At 61.8% G+C, this 15,887-nt stretch carries 12 protein-coding genes; 8 read left to right on the forward strand and 4 right to left on the reverse strand.

Annotated features, from left to right (window positions below; genetic code table 11):
• Positions 1–3: 3 nt before the first annotated feature.
• The 4 genes from urtD to urtA all read right to left on the reverse strand — a co-directional run bounded on the left by urtD (position 4) and on the right by urtA (position 4,270).
• Positions 4–759 carry an urea ABC transporter ATP-binding protein UrtD gene (urtD, locus tag AB7813_RS11400; RefSeq protein WP_068735525.1) on the reverse strand — a complete coding sequence of 252 codons (756 nt, stop codon included), beginning with the start codon at positions 757–759 and terminating at the stop codon, positions 4–6.
• Positions 760–768: 9 nt separating this feature from the next.
• Complete coding sequence (gene urtC / locus AB7813_RS11405) at positions 769–1,914, reverse strand: urea ABC transporter permease subunit UrtC (protein WP_439064526.1); 1,146 nt, start codon at positions 1,912–1,914, stop codon at positions 769–771.
• A 36-nt stretch (positions 1,915–1,950) separates the two neighbouring features.
• A complete protein-coding gene (gene urtB, locus AB7813_RS11410) occupies positions 1,951–2,877 on the reverse strand; it encodes an urea ABC transporter permease subunit UrtB (RefSeq protein WP_089265233.1) in 927 nt (308 codons plus the stop codon).
• A 133-nt stretch (positions 2,878–3,010) separates the two neighbouring features.
• On the reverse strand, positions 3,011–4,270 hold the full coding sequence (gene urtA, locus AB7813_RS11415) for an urea ABC transporter substrate-binding protein (RefSeq protein WP_439064527.1): 1,260 nt from the start codon (positions 4,268–4,270) through the stop codon (positions 3,011–3,013).
• A gap of 161 nt (positions 4,271–4,431) precedes the next feature.
• Between urtA and AB7813_RS11420 the strand changes: the two genes are divergently transcribed.
• The 8 genes from AB7813_RS11420 (at position 4,432) to AB7813_RS11455 (ending at position 15,886) form a co-directional block, all read left to right on the forward strand.
• Complete coding sequence (locus AB7813_RS11420; protein ID WP_439083059.1) at positions 4,432–7,806, forward strand: hybrid sensor histidine kinase/response regulator; 3,375 nt, start codon at positions 4,432–4,434, stop codon at positions 7,804–7,806.
• Positions 7,796–8,719, forward strand: a complete 924-nt coding sequence (locus tag AB7813_RS11425; RefSeq protein ID WP_439083058.1) for a response regulator — start codon at positions 7,796–7,798, stop codon at positions 8,717–8,719. The genes AB7813_RS11420 and AB7813_RS11425 overlap by 11 nt, the downstream gene beginning before the upstream one ends.
• Positions 8,720–8,915: 196 nt before the next feature.
• Positions 8,916–10,121: an ABC transporter substrate-binding protein gene (locus AB7813_RS11430; protein WP_439083056.1), complete on the forward strand. Its 1,206-nt coding sequence runs from the start codon at positions 8,916–8,918 to the stop codon at positions 10,119–10,121.
• 6 nt (positions 10,122–10,127) lie between these two features.
• The gene (locus AB7813_RS11435) at positions 10,128–11,855 is read left to right on the forward strand and encodes an FAD-dependent oxidoreductase (protein ID WP_439059387.1); all 1,728 of its coding nucleotides are present in this window, start codon (positions 10,128–10,130) and stop codon (positions 11,853–11,855) included.
• Positions 11,855–12,622 (forward strand): SDR family NAD(P)-dependent oxidoreductase, encoded by a 768-nt coding sequence (locus tag AB7813_RS11440; protein ID WP_439059388.1) that lies wholly within the window; start codon positions 11,855–11,857, stop codon positions 12,620–12,622. The genes AB7813_RS11435 and AB7813_RS11440 overlap by 1 nt, the downstream gene beginning before the upstream one ends.
• 27 nt (positions 12,623–12,649) lie before the next feature.
• The gene (locus AB7813_RS11445) at positions 12,650–13,435 is read left to right on the forward strand and encodes an IclR family transcriptional regulator (protein ID WP_120291451.1); all 786 of its coding nucleotides are present in this window, start codon (positions 12,650–12,652) and stop codon (positions 13,433–13,435) included.
• Between the two features lie 172 nt (positions 13,436–13,607).
• Positions 13,608–14,930, forward strand: a complete 1,323-nt coding sequence (locus AB7813_RS11450) for an ABC transporter substrate-binding protein (RefSeq protein WP_439059389.1) — start codon at positions 13,608–13,610, stop codon at positions 14,928–14,930.
• On the forward strand, positions 14,927–15,886 hold the full coding sequence (locus AB7813_RS11455; protein WP_439059390.1) for a carbohydrate ABC transporter permease: 960 nt from the start codon (positions 14,927–14,929) through the stop codon (positions 15,884–15,886). The genes AB7813_RS11450 and AB7813_RS11455 overlap by 4 nt, the downstream gene beginning before the upstream one ends.
• Position 15,887 lies beyond the last annotated feature (1 nt).

Here is a 15,887-nt window from a genome sequence, read left to right on the forward strand (position 1 = left end):
TCCTCAATGACCCAGATAGACTTCGATGACCTTGGGATCGTTCTGAACCTTCTCCATGGTGCCTTCGGACAGGATCTGTCCCTGATGCAGCACGGTCACCTTGTGGGCGATGTCCTCGACGAATTTCATGTCGTGTTCGATCACCAGAACCGAGCGGTTCTTGATGATCGTATTGAGCAGTTCCGCCGTCTTGACGCGCTCGCTCACGCTCATGCCGGCGACGGGCTCGTCGAGCATCAAGAGGTCTGGATCCTGGATCAGCAGCATGCCGATCTCGAGCCACTGCTTCTGGCCATGCGAGAGCACATCGGCATACATGTTGAGACGATCCTTGAGGAAGATCATCTCGGCAACTTCCTCGACGCGCTCGCGCACTGCGGCGTCCCGCTTGAACATCAGCGAGCCGAACACCGAGCGCCCGCGCGGATAGGAAATCTCCAGATTCTCGAACACCGTGAGGTCGTCATAGACCGACGGCGTCTGGAACTTGCGGCCGACGCCGGCCTGCACGATCTGGTTCTCTTTCAATTTGGTGAGTTCGGTGCCGCGAAACTGGACGGAGCCCGAGGTGGCTTTGGTCTTGCCGCAGATCAGATCGAGGACGGTGGTCTTGCCCGCGCCGTTGGGGCCGATAATGACGCGGATCTCGTTCTCCTCGACGTAGAAGGAGAGATCGTTGACCGCCTTGAAGCCGTCGAAGGAAACGGTGAGCCCTTCGACCGCGAGCAAAAATTCCTTGGGCTGATGTCCGATGAGCATGATGTCCCCTTACTCGGCCGGCGCGCCGTCGGCGGCGGATTTGATGGCCCAAGCCTTCTTGGATTTAGACGAGCGCATGGCGATCAGGCGATCGATGTGGCGCGCCACGTGATCGCGCCAGATGCCGGACAGGCCATTGGGGAAGAACAGCACCACGGCGATGAACAAGCCGCCGAGGCCGAACAGCCAGAGCTCGGGGAAGGATTCCGACAGCATCGTCTTGGCGTAGTTCACCAAGAGCGTGCCGTAGACCGCGCCGAAGATGGACATGCGGCCGCCCACGGCCGTGTAGATCACCATTTCGATCGACGGCACGATGCCGACGAAGGAGGGCGACATGAAGCCGATCTGCAGCGTGAACATGGCGCCACCGATCGCCGCAAACATTGCCGCGGCACAGAAGGCGAAGATCTTGAAGTTGGCCACGCTGTAGCCGGAGAAGCGGACGCGGTCCTCCTGTTCGCGCATCGCCACCAGGATGCGGCCGAGCTTGGTCAGGCGGATGAACTGCGCGGTGATGATACAGGCGAACAGCACGAAGACTTCGAAGAAGTAGAGAATGACCTTGGCGTGATCGGTGCGGATGTCCCAGCCGTTCAGCGTGCGCAGGTCGGTCATGCCGTTGATGCCGCCGGTGTAGCCCTGCTGGCCGATGATCAGGATGGTGGCGATCGCCGCGATGGCCTGGGTGATGATGGCGAAATAGACGCCGCCGACACGTCGCTTGAACATCGCGGCGCCGATGATGAAGGCCAGCAGCGTCGGCACCACGAGGATGGCGATGATGGTCAGCGTCAGCGAGTGAAACGGCTTCCAGAACATCGGCAGCGCCGTGATCTGGTTCCAGTCCATGAAATCCGGAATGCCGGGGGTCGACTGGATCTTGGTGTTGGCGACGCTGGAGGCTTCCAGCTTCAGGAACATCGCCATGCAATAGCCGCCAAGGCCGAAGAACACACCCTGCCCGAGGCTGAGGATACCGCCATAGCCCCAGCACATCACCAGACCGATCGCGACGAAGGCGTAGGTCAGATATTTGGCGACGAGGTTGAGACGAAACACATCCAGAAACAGCGGCAGAATGACTGCGAGCAGCAGCAGCAGCGACAGGAAACCGAGAAGCTCCGAGCGGTTGAAGAAGCGTGAATTGATCATGGTGAGAATACCCTGCTCTGTCTGTACTGCACGCGCTTACTTGCGGACCTTGAGGGCGAACAGGCCCTGCGGCCGGATCATCAGGATCGCGACGATGGTGAGCAGCGTCAGCACCTTGGCCATAGAACCGGACATGAAGAATTCCATGGTCGACTGCGCCTGGGAGATGGTGAAGGCCGAGGCGATGGTGCCGAACAGGCTGGCCGCGCCGCCGAACACCACGACAAGGAACGTATCGACGATGTAGAGCTGGCCGGAGGTCGGACCGGTCGAGCCGATCATGGTGAAGGCGGAGCCGGCGATTCCGGCGATGCCGCAGCCGAGGCCGAAGGTGTAGCGGTCGACCTTCTCGGTATTGATGCCGACGGCGCCGGCCATCACACGGTTCTGCACCACGGCGCGAACCTGACGACCCCAGCGCGACTTGTACATGATGTAGGCGACCACCATGGTGATCCCCAGCGTCAGTACCATCACGAAGATGCCGTTGATCGGCACCTCGATCGTATCGGTGACCTGCTTGGAGCCCATCATCCATTGCGGCAGTTCGACGCCGACTTCGCGCGCACCGAACACCGAGCGATAGGCCTGCTGCAGGATCAGGCTGAGGCCCCAGGTCGCCAGCAGCGTGTCGAGCGGACGCTTGTAGAGATGCCGTATCAGCCCCCATTCGACCAGCATCCCCAGCGCACCGGAGGCGATGAAAGCGAGGATCATGGCAACGAAGAAGTAGCCGGAGAACAGTGACGGCAGATGCGACTGGAAGAAGCTCGACGTCAGCCAGGTAACGTAGGCGCCGAGGATCATGAATTCGCCATGCGCCATGTTGATGACGCCCATCTGCCCGAAGATGATTGCGAGGCCGAGTGCCATCAGCACATAGACCGAAAACAGGATCAGGCCGGCAAAGCCCTGCATTGCAAAGATGGCGCCAAGGTCACCAATCGAATAGTCGCCGAACATCGATCCGTCCTCCGTCAGGGAAAGGGTCCCGCGCCGCGCGATGAGACGCGACGCGGGGTTGTCGTGCGCGGATAGGTCGTCCGCGCCAGGGAGAAGCTGCGCGGAGACACGCTCCGCGCTTGAGGAGGAAGGCTTACTGGTAGCCCTTCGGGAACGGATCCGGCTCGATCAGTTCGGGCGTCTCGTAGACCACCTTGAACTGGCCATCGAGCTGGGCCTGGCCGACGCGAGCCTTCGACCACAGATGGTGGTTCGGATGGATCTTGACGTAGCCTTCCGGCGCCTTGGTGAATTCGATACCGGCAGACGCAGGTGCGATCTTGTCGATATCGAAGCTGCCGGCCTTTTCGACCGTCATTTTCCAGAGCCACGGGCCGAGATAGGCAGCCTGCGTCACGTCGCCGATCACGGTCTTCTCGCCCCACATCTTCTTGAAGGCAGCGACGAATTCCTTGTTGTTCGGGTTATCGAGCGACTGGAAGTACTTCATACAGGCATAGGCGCCCGCGATGTTCTCGCCGCCGATACCGTCGATCTCGTCCTCGGTGACCGAGATGGTCAGCATGGTCTGCTTCGACAGGTCGATGCCGGCCGCCTTGAGCTGCTTGTAGAAGGCGACGTTAGAGCCGCCGACCACTGCCGCATAGATCACGTCCGGCTTGGTCAGCTTGATCTTGTTGATCACCGAGTTGAACTGGGTGTGGCCGAGCGGGAAGTATTCTTCGCCCGACACCTTGCCGCCGAGCTTGCCCTCGATGTGCTTGCGCGCGATCTTCATCGACGTGCGCGGCCAGATATAATCCGAGCCGATCAGATAGAAGCTCTTGCCGTTTTTGGTCTTGGAGACCCAATCGAGGCCGGCGAGGATCTGCTGGGTGGCTTCCTGACCCGTATAGATCACGTTCTTCGACTGCTCGAGACCTTCATAGAAGGTCGGGTAGTAGAGCATGCCGTTGTACTGCTCCATGACCGGCAGCACCGCCTTGCGGGAGGCCGAGGTCCAGCAGCCCATGATGGCGGCGACCTTGTCATTGACCAGCAGCTTCTTGGCCTTTTCAGCGAAGGTCGGCCAGTCCGAGGCACCGTCTTCCTGGATGAACTTGATCTTGCGGCCGAGCACGCCGCCCATGGCGTTGATCTGGTCGATGGCGAGCTTTTCAGCCTGAACCGAGCCGGTTTCCGAGATCGCCATCGTACCGGTGACGGAATGCAGAATGCCGACGGTAACTTCCGTATCGGTAACCGCAAGGCCGGTGGTATTGATGGCTGAGGTGGCCGGCGCCTGCGCAAAAGATGTGCGCGGAAGCAGCGACATTGCCGGCAAAGCCGCCATGCCCATCAGCAGTTTACGCCGCAATGGCGAGTGCAAGCCCGGTTTCTTCTCGTCTGACATTTCAACCCCACTGGTTCGAGTACGCCTATTGGTGAGGCAAGCATTGCTGAACTTGTGCGGTGCACGGATACGCGAGATCGCGTATACTGCACCGCAAAATGCCGACGTAGGTTTTTGCATCACGCAAACATGCGTAGTTTGACAGGGTCAGGAGCGGAGTAGTGGCAGGGCGGCAGCGTATCGACCGCGTGAGACGCCAGTACAATCAATGGGTCGCCAACCAGACCCTGGAGGATTACGCACTCCGCTTTACGGCGAAGAGCGCCAGGCGCTGGTCCGCCGCGCGGGTCGCCAACACGGCATTGGGCGCCATTTCGTTTCTCGCCCTCGAGGCCATCGGCGGCACCATCACCATCAATTACGGCATGACCAACGCCACGGCAGCGATCCTGGTGGTCAGCGTCATCATCTTCTGCTGCGGATTGCCGATCGCATATTATGCCGCAAAATGCGGCATTGATATCGATCTCCTCACCCGCGGTGCCGGTTTCGGCTATATCGGCTCGACTGTTACCTCGCTGATTTATGCGTCTTTCACCTTCATCTTCTTCGCCATCGAGGCGGTCATTCTCGCCTCGGCGCTGGAGATGTGTTTCGATATTCCGCGCCCCATCGGCTACCTGATATCGGCCGTGGTCATCATCCCGCTGGTGACCCATGGCATCACACTGATCAGCCGTTTTCAGCTCTGGACCCAGCCGATCTGGCTGGTGCTCAACCTGCTGCCTTTCGCGGCCATCGCCTATGCCAGCCGCGACTCCTTCGTGGCCTGGACCAAATTTCCGGGCGACCACGGCAGCGCCGCCGGTCATCTCGATCTCCTGCTGTTTGGCACGGCCGCTTCGGTCGTATTCTCGCTGGTCGCGCAGATCGGCGAACAGGTTGACTTCCTGCGCTTCCTGCCGCGCGACCGCCGCAGCTCGCGTGCGAGCTGGTGGGTGGCGCTGCTGTGCGCGGGCCCGGGCTGGATCATTGTCGGCGCGATCAAGCTGCTGGCCGGCTCGTTCCTCGCCTATTTCGCACTGACCCACGGCGTTTCGGCCGAGCACGCCGCCGAGCCCGCCCATATGTATCTCGAAGCGTTTCGCTATGTGCTGTCGCAGCCTGATCTGGCGCTCGCTTTGACAGGAACCTTCGTGATCCTGTCGCAGCTCAAGATCAATGTCACCAACGCCTATGCGGGCTCGATCGCCTGGTCGAACTTCTTCTCGCGCCTCACCCACAGCCATCCCGGCCGCGTGGTCTGGCTGGTGTTCAATGTGCTGGTCGCGCTGCTGCTGATGGAAATCGGCGTCTACAAGGCGCTGGAGCAGACGCTGGCGCTGTACTCGAACGTTGCGATTGCATGGGTCGGCGCGCTGGTCGCCGATCTCGTCATCAACAAGCCGCTCGGGCTGCGTCCGCAGCAGATGGAGTTCAAGCGCGCACATCTCTACGACATCAACCCGGTCGGCGTCGGCGCCATGCTGGCCGCCACCGTGATGTCGGTCAGCGCCTTCTACGGCCTGTTCGGCCCCACAGCCAAGGCACTGTCGCCGTTCGTAGCCTTGCTTACCGCGCTTGTGACCGCCCCCATCATCGCCTTCGCGACTGGCGGAAAATATTACATCGCCCGCAAGCCGAAGCGCGCCTGGCAGAACATGGCAGCGATCCAGTGCTGTATCTGCGAACATTCGTTCGAGCCCGAGGACATGGCGCATTGCCCGGCCTATGCCGGCCCGATCTGCTCACTGTGCTGCTCGCTCGATGCGCGTTGCCACGATCTCTGCAAGCCTCATGCGCGGATCGACGCACAGATGTCGGCGACGTTCGGCAAATTGCTGCCGGAGCCGATCCTGGCCCGGCTCAATTCGCAGCTCGGCCATTATCTTGGCGTGTTCATGATCGCTGCCGGTCTCGTCGGCCTGACGCTCGGACTGATCTATCTGCAGACCTCCGCCGCATCGCCGGGAGACAGTGCGCAGGTCTCGGAAGTGCTGTGGAAAGTGTTCTTCGCGCTGGCGATCATCATCGGCGTGGTGGCATGGCTATTCGTGCTGGCCAAGCAAAGCCGTCGCGCGGCGGAGGCCGAAACCAAGCGGCAGACCACCCTGCTGATGCAGGAAATCGACGCGCACAAGCGCACCGATGCAGAACTGCAGCGCGCCAAGGAGGTTGCAGAATCCGCCAACCTCGCCAAGAGTCGTTATGTGGTCGGCCTGAGCCACGAGCTTCGCTCGCCGCTCAACGCCATCAGCGGCTATGCGCAGCTCCTGGAGCAGGATGACAGTCTGCAGACCCGCCCGCGCGATCAGGTGCGTGTCGTTAAGCGCAGCGCCGATCATCTCTCGGGGCTGATCGACGGCATTCTGGATATTTCCAAGATCGAGGCGGGGCGCCTGTATCTCTCGCGTGACGAAGTGCGCCTCACTGACTTCCTCGATCAGCTGGTCGGCATGTTCCGGCTGCAGGCCGCAGCCAAGGGCATCGACTTCGTGTTCCGGCGGCCGAACATTCTGCCAACGGTCGTCTATGCCGACGAGAAGCGATTGCGGCAGATCCTGATCAACCTGCTCTCCAACGCTATCAAATTCACCCAACAAGGCAGCGTGCAGTTCGTGATCCATTATCGCAGCCCCGTCGCCGAGTTCGAGATCATCGATACCGGCCCCGGCATTCGTCCCGACGATCTGGAACGCATCTTCGCGCCGTTCGAGCGTGGCGCACTTGGCGCTGCGCAGCCCCATACGGGCACAGGTTTGGGTCTCACGATTTCCAAACTGCTCGCCGGCGTGATGGGCGGCGACATCCGCGTTAGCAGCGAGGTTGGCACCGGCAGCACGTTCCGCGTCAAGATGCTGCTCTCCGAGGTGACCAACCCGACGCGCATCGCGCCGGTCGATGCGCCGATCTATGGCTATCACGGTATCAGAAAGACCATACTCGTCACCGACGACGATCCGACCCAACGCGATCTGCTGCGTCAGGTGCTGACGCCGCTGGGCTTCATCCTGCTCAGCGCGCCGGACGGCCAGGCCTGCCTCAGCCTCGCCCAGCATTGCCGCCCGGATCTGTTCCTGCTGGATATTTCCATGGCCGGCATGGACGGTTGGACGGTGGCGGAGAAGCTGCGGTCGTCGGGCCACCATCAAGCGCGTATCCTGATGGTCTCGGCCAGCGCGCTGGAAGCCCATGGCACGCCGCTGGCGCAGCCGTTCCACGACGGTTACCTCATGAAGCCGATCGAACTGCCGCGGCTGCTGGAACAGATCGGCCAGCTCCTGAAGATCGAATGGCAATACGAACGCGACGAAGTGGCTCCGCTGCCGCAATGGACGCCCAATAGCGGCACACGGCCACCCGTGCATCATGTAGAGGAACTCATTAGCCTCGGGCAGATGGGGCACATTCGCGCCATCCAGTTGAAGCTCGACGAGATCGGCAATGAACACCCCGAACATGCCGACTTCGTCGCTCAAATGCGTTCGCTGATCGACCGCTTCGACCTCGATCAATACATGGCCACCTTGAAGACGCTGTACACCTATGACCACTGAATCGAAAAAACGCGACGTCGCGCTGGTGGTCGACGACTCACCGGAAACATTGCGGCTACTGACCGACGCGCTCGATGGCGCCGGCATGACCGTGATGGTGGCCATGGACGGCGCTGCGGCCATGCGGATCGTCGATCAGATCACGCCGGATATCATCCTGCTGGATGCCGTCATGCCGGGGATCGACGGCTTCGAAACCTGTCGCCGGCTGAAGCGCGATGCGGGTCTCGGCGACGTGCCCGTGATTTTCATGACCGGGCTGTCCGAGACCGAACACATCGTGCGCGGCCTTGAGGCGGGCGGCGTCGATTACGTCACGAAGCCGATCATCATCGAGGAAATGCTGGCGCGCATCCGCGTGCATCTCGCCAATGCGCGGCTGACGCAAAGCGCACGCACGGCGCTGGATGTCTCCGGGCGTTTCCTTCTCGCGGTGAGCGGCAAGGGCAATATCCTGTGGGCGACGCCGCAGGCGCAGAAATTGCTCAGCGATCACCTGATCGCCGCCCCCAATGATGAATTGCTGCTGCCACCAGTCATGATGCAGTGGCTCGAGCAGATGCAGCGACCGGGCGCCAAGCCGGCACCGTCATCGGGCTTTCCGAGCAACGAGCTGCTGCGTCTGCAATATATGGGGAAAGTCGGCTCCGACGAATTCTTGCTGCGTCTCGCCAAGGAGAATGCGCCAACCGCTCCCGCCGAATTCAGCAAGGAGCTTGGCCTCACGGGCCGCGAGGGCGAAGTGCTATCCTGGCTCAGCAAGGGCAAGAGCAACCGCGATATCGCGCAGATCCTCGGCCTCTCACCGCGCACCGTCGACAAGCATCTTGAGCAGATCTACGCCAAACTTGGCGTCGAGAACCGTACTGCGGCTGCGGCAATTGCGGTGAATGCGAGCCACAGGCGGCAATAGCCACGACGTGACCGTCGCGTAGTTCGACCGCTGCTACAATCAGTCTGATACCGCACCGCACGCACGGCATCGCGGCGCGTGCCCACACCTTTCCACGCGCGAATTCGCTATTGACAAACCTTTTCGCCAATATCTAATTTGGCGAAAAACAGAGAATGACTGGCCCGACACGAGGCCGCATTGGGGAGAGAAACAGATGACACGCCAGTTCCTGGTGTGCGCAGCCGCGCTCACGCTTTGGACATCCACCACCTCCGCTCAGGTCTCCGACGACGTCGTTCGCATCGGCGTTCTCACCGATCTCTCGAGCTGGGGGCGCGACAATAGCGGCCCCGGCTCGGTCGAAGCCGCGAAGATGGCGCTCGAGGAATTCGGCCCGACCGTTCTCGAGAAGCCGATCGAGATCATCAGCGCCGATCATCAGATGAAGTCTGACGTCGGCATCCAGATCGCGCGCAACTGGTTCGACGCCAGCAAGGTCGATGCCGTTGTCGATATCCCGAACTCCGCCATCGCCATCGCAGTTCATAATCTGGCGAAGGACCGTAACAAGATCGCACTGCTGTCCGGCCCCGGCGCAAGCACGCTCACGGATGAGCTGTGCAGCCCCAACACGGTCCACTTCACCTACGACACCTATGCGCTTGCGAAGGTGACGGCCTCTGCTGTGGTCGCCGGCGGTGGCAAGTCATGGTTCTTCATCACCGCCGACTACGCCTTCGGCAATCAGCTTGAACAGGACGCGACGCGCTTCATCAAGGCAAGCGGCGGCACGGTGCTGGGCGGCGTTCGCCATCCGACCAACACCGCCGATTTCTCGTCCTTCGCATTGCAGGCGCAGAACTCGAAGGCTGAAGTCGTCGCTTTCGCCAATGCCGGTCAAGACACCGACAATTCGATCAAGCAATCCGGTGAATTCGGGCTGGTCAAAGGCGGCCAGAAACTGGTCGGCCTGCTGATGTTCGACACCGACGTTCACGCAATCGGACTCGAGGCTGCCCAAGGCACCTATCTCACGACAGCATCGTACTGGAACATGGACGACAAGACGCGTGCCTGGTCGAAGAAGTTCTTCGCACGTACCAAGGTGATGCCGACCATGATCCAGACCGGAGTTTATGGCTCGGTGCTGCACTATCTCCAGGCCATCAAGGCTGCCGGCACCGACGATCCGGCCAAGGTGATGGCCAAGATGCGCGAACTGCCCATCGAGGACACGTTCGTGCATGGCGGCAAGCTGCGCGAGGACGGCCGCGTCATTCGCGACATGTATCTGGCCCGCGTCAAGAAGCCGTCGGAATCCAAAGAGCCGTGGGATTATCTCGACATCGTCAAGACCGTGAAGGGCGATGACGCGTTCCGGCCCATCTCTGAATCGAAATGCCCATTACTGAAAAAGTAAGGTCTCATGGCTGCTGATCCCAAAGCGAATATTGAGCTCTATGAATGCGACGTACTCGTCGCCGGCTCCGGCTGCTCCGGCATGTCGGCGGCGATTACCGCCAAACATAGCGGGCTCGATGTCCTGATCGTCGAAAAGGAGCCGCGGTTCGGTGGCACGACCGCACGCTCCGGCGGCTGGCTGTGGATTCCCGGCACCTCGCTGGCGCGCGCCTGGGGCATCAATGAAGGCCCTGACGAGGCGCGCACCTATCTGCGCCACGAGGCCGGCAACAGTTACGACGCCGCACGCGTCGATGCGTTTCTCGCCGCAGGGCCCGAAGCGGTTGATTTCTTCACAAGCAAGACGGCGGTGCGCTTCGATATGCCGCTGACTTTTCCCGACTACGATGCGGAGGCGCCCGGCGGCAAGCAGGGCGGCCGTTCCATGGTGGCGCGGCCGTTCGACGGGCGTGAGCTCGGCGAACATATCAAAGATATCGGCGCGCCCCTGCCCGAACTGACGGTGTTTGGCATCATGCTTGGCTCCGGCAAGGACATCATCCATTTCATGCGCGCGACCAAGTCGCTGACCTCGGCGGTCTATGTGGCCAAGCGGCTGTCGAAGCACTTCATGAACGTGCTGCGCTATGGCCGCGGCATGACACTGACCAACGGCAACGCACTCGCCGGCCGGCTCGCCAAGTCGGCCTTCGACCTCAAGATCCCGCTCTGGCTATCGTCCCCGGTGCGTGAACTGATCATCGAGAACGGCGCGGTCCGCGGCGCCATCATCGAACGCAACGGCAAGCGCGTCCGCATCTTCGCACGCCGCGGCGTGGTGCTCGCATGCGGCGGCTTCCCGCATGACATCGAACGGCGCAAGGCAATGTTTCCGCATGCACCGACCGGCCGAGAGCACTATTCGCCCGGTCCAACCGGCAATACCGGCGACGGTCTTCGTCTGGCCGAATCCGTGGGCGGCCGTGTCGAAGATTCATTGCCGAATGCCGCTGCCTGGGTGCCGGTCTCGGTCACTCATCGCAAGGATGGCAGCAAGGGCGTGATGCCTCATTTCATTGACCGCGCCAAACCGGGTGTGATTGCCGTGATGCGCGACGGTGCCCGCTTCGCCAATGAAGGCAATTCCTACCACGCCTTCGTTCAGCAGATGATGAAGGCAGCGAAGCCCGGCGAGGAAATCGCGGCCTGGCTCGTCTGCGACCACCGCGCCTTGCGCCAATACGGACTCGGCGCCGTGCCGCCCTTCCCGATGTCGATCGGCCAGTATCTGAACTCGGGCTATCTCATCAAGGGCAACACGCTCGAAGAACTCGCGGGCAAGGCCGGCATCGACGCCGGCGGCTTTGTCACCACTGTCGCGCAATTCAATAACACCGCCGCCGAAGGCCGCGATCCCGCCTATGGCAAGGGCTCACGCGCCTATAATCGCTATCAGGGTGACGCCAATCACGGGCCGAACCCCTGCGTAGCACCCATCGAACAGGGGCCATTCTATGCCATCAAGATGGTGATCGGCGATCTCGGCACCTATGCCGGCATCAGGACCGATGCGCAGGCACGCGCGCTCGATGCCGGCGGTCAGGTCATCAACGGCCTCTATGCGGCCGGCAACGACATGGCGAGCATCATGGGCGGCAACTACCCCGGCGCGGGTATCACGCTCGGCCCCGCGCTCACCTTCGGCTATATCGCCGGCCGCCACCTCGCCGGCACACCGGTAAAGGCGGCATGATGGCCAGCTTCGCACCCCATCTGCTCAAGGGTCAATTGGCGCTTGTAACGGGTGCCGGCGCCGGCAACGGTCGTGCGATTGCGCTGGGGCTGGCTGCACATGGCGCCGATGTTATGGTGGCCGACATCGACCGCGATGGCGCCGCACGCACGGCCGGCGATATTGCAGCCACCGGGCAGCGGTCATGGCATCATCATCTCGACGTCACGGATGTCGATGCCTGCCAACAGCTCGCGCAGACCGTCAAGGCGAGTGCCGGCGACATTTCGATCCTGATCAATAATGCCGGCATCATCATTCGCGAGGGCATCGACTCCGAGCGCGCGGTTGAGAACTGGCGGCGCGTACTCGACGTCAACCTCAACGGCGTGTTTAACGTCACCCATGCCTTCCTGCCGGCCTTGCGCGCCCGGCGTGGCAGCGTGATCAATCTTGCCTCCATCGCCTCTTTCGTCGGCGTCGCCGATACGCTCGGCTATTCGCCGTCCAAGGGCGGCGTGAAGCTTCTGACGCAAGCGCTGGCGCGCGAAGTCGCCAAAGACGGCGTGCGCGTCAACGCCATTGCGCCCGGCGTGATCGAGACGGCCATGACCGAAGCGACACGCAACGATCCCGCACGATTGGCGGGCTTCCTCGGCCGCACGCCGCTGGGCCGCGTCGGCCAGCCCGATGAGCTGATCGGCCCCGTGGTCTTCCTCGCCTCCCCCATGGCGTCCTATGTCACAGGCGTGACCTTGCCAGTGGATGGAGGCTTTCTGGCCGTGTAGTGTCCGCGGCACTGGTTTGGGGCAAGCATGGCTAAAGAGAGTCGCGGTATTCAGTCGATCGAGGTCGGGGGTGAATTGCTGCAAGCGCTGGTGCGCAATGGGGAACCGATGATGCTGCGGGATCTGGCCCGCGAGGCCGGAATGTCACCGGCCAAGGCGCATCCCTATCTCGCCAGTTTCTCCCGCATCGGCCTGATCGAGCAGGACCCCTCCACCGGCCGCTATGAATTCGGTGCGCTCGCCCTCGAACTCGGCATCGTCACGCTGCGGCGCCTGTCGGCGGTTCGCGTCGCAACGCCGGCCATCACGGCATTGGCCGGCACCATCGACCACGCCGTCTCGCTGGCGATCTGGGGTACCCATGGACCCACCGTAGTGCGCATGGAGGAGCCCAGTCATCCCGTACATATCGCCATGCGCGTGGGCTCCACGGTATCGTTGCTCGAAACCGCGACAGGGCGGATATTCGCGGCATTCATGCCACCCGCAACCATCAATGCCGCGCTCACCGAGGATCTCGATCGGCTCTCGATCGGCTACGACCCGAACCGGAAGATAAAAGGCCCGGCCATCGACAAGATCCTCGCCGACATTCGCACGCGCGGGCTGGCCCGCGCCGTTGGCGAACCCCTGCGCGGCGTTAATGCCTTCTCCGCACCGGTGTTCGATCACAGCGGCGCGGTGGTTCTCGCCGTGACCGCCATGGGCGCGGTGGGCACCTTCGACGTCAACTGGAACAGCCCAATCGCCAGCGCCCTGCTCGATTGCACCAATGCGATCTCGCGTCGGCTCGGCCGCGACGTCAAGGACTGAGCAGCGCAGCAATCTGCGTAAGATGCGTGCAGCGTGCAAAGTTGTCTGACAACCCGACGCGTGGCCTTGTCGCCCCAGTCCATCGTGTTACGATCCCTTAGGCGCATCTCCGGTCCACGGGGAGCGACCATAAAATCACCGCCGGTCAAGGCGGCTCGAGGGAGGATGACACATGGCTCTTTACGGCCCGACACGTCGTGCCTTTGTGCAGGGGGCGCTCGCCACCAGCGCGCTTGGCCTCACCGGCATTCCAGCTTTCGCCGATCCCGCCTGGAAGAAGTACGCAGGCACCACGATTGAAGCCAATCTGATCAAGGGTCCGCGCGGCGAACTGCTGCAGAAATACGCCTCCGAATTCACGGAACTAACCGGCATCAAGGTCGAATCCGAAGTGATCCCGGAGCAACAGCAGCGCCAGAAGGCCGTGATCGAGCTCACCTCGGGCAAGCCCAGCTTCGACGTCGTGCATGTCAGCTACCACGTCCAGAAGCGCCAGTTCGAAAAGGCCGGCTGGCTCGCCGATCTCACCGGCTTCATGAAAGATCCGAACCTCACCGCGCCGGATCTGAAAGTTGAAGACTTCTCCACCGGCGGTCTGCAATTCGCGCAGAACGACAAGGGCCAGATGCATTCACTGCCGTGGTCGGTGGACTATTTCATCCTGTACTACAACAAGGAAATGTTCGCCAAGAAGGGCGTCGCAGTTCCGAAAACCATGGATGAGATGGCAGCCGCCGCCGAGAAACTCAACGATCCCGCCAACGGCATCTATGGTTTCACCGGGCGTGGCCTCCGCAACGCCAACATGACGCTGTGGACCAACTTCTTCCTCAACTATGGCGGCGAATTCCTCGACGCCAAGGGCAACATCCTGACCGATGGGCCCGAGGCGATCGAAGCGACCAAGATGTATCAGCGTCTTCTGACCAAGACGGCACCTCCCGGCGTCGCGGGCTTCAACTGGATGGAGTCGATGGCCTCGCTGACGCAGGGCCGCGCGGCCATGTGGATCGACGGTGTCGGCTGGGCACCGCCGATCGAGGATCCCAATGCGTCGCGCGTGGTCGGCAAGATTGGCTACACCGTCGTGCCCGCCGGACCGAAGGGGCAATTCTCCGCCGCCTATGGCGACGGCATCGGCATCGCCAAGACCAGCACCAAGAAGGAAGCCGCCTATCTCTATTGCCAATGGGCGGTGTCGAAGACCATGGGCGCCCGGCTGTTGCAGAGCGGCGGCGGCGTGCCGTTCCGCAATTCGATCCTCAATGACGAGACGGTGCGCAAGGGCGTGAAGAACCAGGAGTGGCTGGATTCGGTGATCGCCTCGGCCAAGATCAGCAAGCTCGGCCTGCCGGTCATCGTGCCTGTCGCCGAATTCCGCGACCTTGTCGGCGCCGCTGTGACTGCGACTTTGGCAGGCGCGGATCCGGCTACCGAGCTGAAGAAGGCCCACGAACAGTTCCGGCCGATTCTGGAGCGCAGCGAAAAATCGTGAGCGAACTGACAGCGGGAAAGGCAGTCGCCAAAACGACCGCAACGGTCGGGGCCGAAACGGCGACTGCGAAAAAGAACGAGTGGCGGCCAATTTCCTATTGGCCGTTCGTGATTCCAGCGATGATCGTCGTCATGGCGGTCATCATCTTCCCGTGGGTCTATACGATCTGGATGAGCCTGCACGAATGGAAGGTCGGCCAAGCGCCGACTTTCGTCGGCTTCGCCAATTATCTCAGGCTGCCAAGCGATGCGCGTTTTGTGGAATCCGTGGGGCACACCCTGGTCTATACGGCGCTATCGGTCGCGCTGCCGCTGATCCTTGGCACGCTGGCGGCGGTGATCTTCAACAACAAGTTTCCGCTGCGCGGCTTCTTCCGCGGGCTATTCATCCTGCCGATGATGGCAACGCCGGTCGCTATCGCCTTGGTGTGGACGATGATGTTCCACCCGCAGCTCGGCGTGCTGAACTATCTGCTATCGCTGTTCGGCCTACCGCCATCGCTCTGGGTGTTCCATCCCGCCACCGCAATCCCGTCGCTGGTGCTGGTGGAAACGTGGCAATGGACGCCGCTGGTCATGCTGATCGTGCTCGGCGGCCTCAGCGCCATTCCGACCGAGCCCTATGAAAGCGCCCAGATCGACGGCGCGACACCGTGGCAGACCTTCCGCTACATCTCGCTGCCGATGATCACGCCGTTCCTGTTCATCGCGGCGATGATCCGCATGATCGACGCCGTGAAGAGTTTCGACATCATCTTCGCCATCACCCAAGGCGGTCCCGGCAGCGCCTCGGAAACCATCAACCTCTATCTCTACAGCGTCGCCTTCGTCTATTACGACGTCGGCTATGCCTCCGCGATCGTGGTCGTATTCTTCGCGCTCATCGTTGCCCTCGCCGGCGCGCTCTTGCATCTGCGCCAGCGCACCCACTGGAACGAAGCCGGAGGCAGTGCCTGAT

Origin of the sequence: Tardiphaga sp. 20_F10_N6_6 (genome assembly GCF_052076045.1) — a bacterium.
Taxonomy (GTDB): Bacteria; Pseudomonadota; Alphaproteobacteria; order Rhizobiales; family Xanthobacteraceae; genus Tardiphaga; species Tardiphaga robiniae.

Coding starts and splice junctions, on each gene's coding strand:
- AB7813_RS11430 (WP_439083056.1), top strand. CDS start 8,916: ATGACACGCCAGTTCCTGGTGTGCGCAGCCGCGCTCACGCTTTGGACA.
- urtD (WP_068735525.1), bottom strand. CDS start 759: ATGCTCATCGGACATCAGCCCAAGGAATTTTTGCTCGCGGTCGAAGGG.
- urtA (WP_439064527.1), bottom strand. CDS start 4,270: ATGTCAGACGAGAAGAAACCGGGCTTGCACTCGCCATTGCGGCGTAAA.
- urtB (WP_089265233.1), bottom strand. CDS start 2,877: ATGTTCGGCGACTATTCGATTGGTGACCTTGGCGCCATCTTTGCAATG.
- AB7813_RS11435 (WP_439059387.1), top strand. CDS start 10,128: ATGGCTGCTGATCCCAAAGCGAATATTGAGCTCTATGAATGCGACGTA.
- AB7813_RS11440 (WP_439059388.1), top strand. CDS start 11,855: ATGGCCAGCTTCGCACCCCATCTGCTCAAGGGTCAATTGGCGCTTGTA.
- urtC (WP_439064526.1), bottom strand. CDS start 1,914: ATGATCAATTCACGCTTCTTCAACCGCTCGGAGCTTCTCGGTTTCCTG.
- AB7813_RS11445 (WP_120291451.1), top strand. CDS start 12,650: ATGGCTAAAGAGAGTCGCGGTATTCAGTCGATCGAGGTCGGGGGTGAA.
- AB7813_RS11425 (WP_439083058.1), top strand. CDS start 7,796: ATGACCACTGAATCGAAAAAACGCGACGTCGCGCTGGTGGTCGACGAC.
- AB7813_RS11450 (WP_439059389.1), top strand. CDS start 13,608: ATGGCTCTTTACGGCCCGACACGTCGTGCCTTTGTGCAGGGGGCGCTC.